The sequence below is a fragment of the Aminobacter sp. P4_H6_2 genome, from assembly GCF_056400805.1.
The window spans coordinates 1-2,918 of sequence record NZ_JBFUKO010000645.1 but is presented as its reverse complement, the minus strand read 5'-3'; the positions used below and the strand labels follow the sequence as shown (position 1 = coordinate 2,918).

The window sequence follows — 2,918 nt, the reverse complement described above, 5'->3', positions numbered from 1 at the left end:
CCTTCAATCTCGGAAGCGGCGATCGGGCCGCGGTCGACCACGTGGCGGAAAATCTCCTCTATGTAAGGCCTGTTCGCGCGGCCGAACTTGGCAAGCCCGCCATACATCCCTTCCTCAGCCCGCGCCATACGCCAGCGCATCAGGGGAAAGGTCTCTAGCGGCAACAGCGAGGCTTCATGCGCCCAGTACTCGAAAAGCAGACGCTTGCTCGACTGCATGGCGTCGTCGAGCAGCGCCATCGGGTAGGGGCCGAGGCGCGAATAAAGCGGCATGTAGTGCGCGCGCACAACGGCACTGACCGAGTCGATTTGGAACAGACCGAGGCGGTCGAGCACACGCTGCAGGTGACGTCGCGTGATCGTGCCTGTGGGGCGCGGGTCCATGAAGCCCTGGGCCGCAAGCGCGATGCGGCGGGCGGTGGGGAGTGAGATTTTTTCCTTCATTGCGGCAAGCTATCGCAGTCTGTTGTGAGGTGACGCAAGGGTACGAGAATCGATCTTTGTTGCAAACGCTAGCAGGTCTGCGGTTCCTGACTTGTCAGGAGCCTAAAGTGGAGTAAAAGACGAAGGAAATCAAATAGGAGCCACGCGCGCAGGATTTTGGTCCAGCGGTGGGGTTTGCCTCGTTTTGGACAAGGTTGGACTTGCTTCGCCCGACCGCCTGCGCTAACCGTCGCCGCATTGCAGCACGACCGTTTCGTCCGGCTCGGCGAGAATCTGTCGCGCTTCCGGAAACGGACCTCGTGCTGTAAATCTGGGTGGATAGGCCACCAACGGAATTCGCAGCATGAACGCTCTCTTGAGTTCGTATCTGCCCATCGTCATCTTCATCGGTGTGGCGCTTCTAGTCGGCATTGCGCTTATCGCGGCGCCCTTCCTTGTCGCCTATCGCAATCCGGATCCGGAGAAGCTTTCTGCCTACGAGTGCGGCTTCAACTCGTTTGACGACGCGCGCATGAAGTTCGACATTCGCTTCTATCTGGTCTCCATCTTGTTCATCATCTTCGACCTCGAGGTCGCCTTCCTGTTTCCGTGGGCGGTGTCCTTCAGCAAGATCGGCATGCTCGGTTTCTGGTCGATGATGATCTTCCTGGCCGTTTTGACCATCGGCTTTATCTATGAGTGGAAAAAGGGAGCGCTGGAATGGGATTGAACGACGCCTCCGGCACCCTGATCGCACCGAAGCCGAAAGGCATCATCGATCCGAACACCGGCAAGCTCATCGGTTCTGACGACGCCTTCTTTGGCGACCTGAACAGCGAGCTTTCCGACAAGGGTTTCCTTGTCACCTCGTCCGAGGCGCTGATCACCTGGGCGCGCACCGGCTCGCTGATGTGGATGACCTTCGGTCTGGCGTGCTGCGCCGTCGAGATGATGCACATCTCGATGCCGCGCTATGACGCCGAGCGTTTCGGCATCGCACCGCGCGCCTCTCCGCGTCAGTCGGACGTGATGATCGTCGCTGGTACGCTGACCAACAAGATGGCACCGGCCCTGCGCAAGGTCTACGACCAGATGCCTGAGCCACGCTACGTCATTTCGATGGGCTCGTGCGCCAATGGCGGCGGCTACTATCACTATTCCTATTCGGTGGTGCGCGGCTGCGACCGCGTCGTGCCGGTCGACATCTACGTGCCAGGCTGTCCTCCGACCGCTGAAGCGCTGCTCTACGGCATCCTGATGCTGCAGAAGAAGATCCGCCGCACCGGCACGATTGAGCGGTGAGCCCAGATGAGTGAAGCCCTGAACGACCTCGCCGCATACATTGCGGAAAAGCTCGATGCGGACATCGAAGAAAGTGCCGTCGCCTATGGCGAGCTGACGCTGACGGTGAAGGCCGCCGACATCGTCGATGTGCTGACCTTTCTGCGCAGTGACGTGCAGTGCCAGTTCGTGTCGTTCATCGATGCGGCCGGTGTCGACTATCCGCAGCGCCGCAAGCGCTTCGACGTCGTCTATCACCTGCTGTCGCCGCACCAGAACCTGCGCATCCGCGTCAAGGTCAGCACGGACGAGGATACGCCGGTTCCGTCTGTGACGTCGGTTTATCCGGGCGCCGACTGGTTCGAGCGCGAAGCCTACGATATGTACGGCATCCTGTTCTCCGGCCATCCGGACCTGCGTCGCTTGCTGACGGACTATGGCTTCGAAGGTCACCCGCTGCGCAAGGACTTCCCGCTCACCGGCTTCGTCGAGGTTCGCTACGACGACGAGCAGAAGCGCGTCGTCTACGAGCCGGTCGAGCTCAAGCAGGAATTCCGCAATTTTGACTTTTTGTCTCCTTGGGAAGGCACCGACTACGTGCTGCCGGGCGACGAAAAAGCCAAGACGAATTGAGGCGCCGAAATGGCTGAAACCTCCGTCCGCAATTTCAACATCAACTTCGGCCCGCAGCATCCGGCGGCGCACGGCGTTCTGCGTCTGGTGCTCGAGCTGGATGGCGAAGTCGTCGATCGCGTTGATCCGCATATCGGCCTTTTGCATCGCGGCACCGAAAAGCTGATCGAGCAGAAGACCTATCTGCAGGCGATCCCCTATTYCGATCGGCTCGACTATGTCGCGCCGATGAACCAGGAACATGCGTTTTCGCTGGCTATCGAGCGCCTGCTCGGCATCGATGTGCCCAAGCGCGGCCAGATCATCCGCGTGCTTTATTCCGAGATCGGCCGCATCCTGTCGCACCTGCTCAACGTCACGACGCAGGCGATGGACGTTGGCGCGCTGACCCCGCCTCTGTGGGGCTTTGAAGAGCGCGAAAAGCTGATGGTGTTTTATGAGCGGGCCTGCGGCGCGCRCATGCACGCTGCCTATTTCCGTCCGGGCGGCGTCCACCAGGACCTGCCGCAAAAGCTGGTCGAAGACATCGGCAAGTGGATCGATCCGTTCCTGCAGACGGTGAAGAACCTCGACGATCTGCTC

5 protein-coding genes are annotated in these 2,918 nt (G+C 60.2%); 4 read left to right on the top strand and 1 reads right to left on the bottom strand.

The features are described from left to right. The coding region (locus AC1DUU_RS27985; RefSeq protein ID WP_476786606.1) for a DNA glycosylase AlkZ-like family protein at positions 1–443 on the bottom strand (443 nt) is incomplete at its 3' end. A gap of 343 nt (positions 444–786) precedes the next feature. Between AC1DUU_RS27985 and AC1DUU_RS27980 the strand changes: the two genes are divergently transcribed. The 4 genes from AC1DUU_RS27980 to AC1DUU_RS27965 form a co-directional block, all read left to right on the top strand. After that, positions 787–1,152 (top strand): NADH-quinone oxidoreductase subunit A, encoded by a 366-nt coding sequence (locus tag AC1DUU_RS27980; protein WP_476786605.1) that lies wholly within the window; start codon positions 787–789, stop codon positions 1,150–1,152. Continuing rightward, on the top strand, positions 1,143–1,724 hold the full coding sequence (locus AC1DUU_RS27975) for a NuoB/complex I 20 kDa subunit family protein (protein ID WP_476786604.1): 582 nt from the start codon (positions 1,143–1,145) through the stop codon (positions 1,722–1,724). Before AC1DUU_RS27980 ends, AC1DUU_RS27975 begins: the two co-directional genes overlap by 10 nt. Positions 1,725–1,730: 6 nt before the next feature. Then, the gene (locus AC1DUU_RS27970) at positions 1,731–2,336 is read left to right on the top strand and encodes an NADH-quinone oxidoreductase subunit C (RefSeq protein ID WP_476786603.1); all 606 of its coding nucleotides are present in this window, start codon (positions 1,731–1,733) and stop codon (positions 2,334–2,336) included. 9 nt (positions 2,337–2,345) lie between these two features. Beyond that, positions 2,346–2,918: NADH-quinone oxidoreductase subunit D-related protein (locus AC1DUU_RS27965; RefSeq protein WP_476786602.1), on the top strand; the 573-nt coding region annotated here is incomplete at its 3' end.